Source organism: Duganella violaceipulchra (genome assembly GCF_019166075.1).
GTDB lineage: Bacteria > Pseudomonadota > Gammaproteobacteria > Burkholderiales > Burkholderiaceae_D > Rugamonas > Rugamonas violaceipulchra.
In genome coordinates this window covers 1-303 of record NZ_JAHTGR010000183.1, presented here as the reverse complement: position 1 = coordinate 303, position 303 = coordinate 1, and the positions used below count along the sequence as shown (strand labels likewise).

General features: G+C 49.5%; 1 rRNA gene. It reads left to right on the top strand.

Annotated elements, in window-relative coordinates:
* A 23S ribosomal RNA gene (locus KVP70_RS35910) occupies positions 1 to 303 on the top strand; the annotation flags it as partial.

The following is a 303-nucleotide window of genomic DNA, read 5'->3' as shown; positions in this document are numbered from 1 at the left end:
ATAGGTATGCAAAGCGAACGCGGCGAACTGAAACATCTAAGTAGCTGCAGGAAAAGAAATCAACCGAGATTCCCAAAGTAGTGGCGAGCGAAATGGGATGAGCCTGCACGTTTTAGCATGACGCATAACAGAATCCTCTGGAAATAGGAGCCATAGCGGGTGATAGCCCCGTATGTGAAATGCGATGTGTGGAACTAAGCGTGCGACAAGTAGGGCGGGACACGAGAAATCCTGTCTGAATATGGGGGGACCATCCTCCAAGGCTAAATACTCGTAATCGACCGATAGTGAACCAGTACCGTG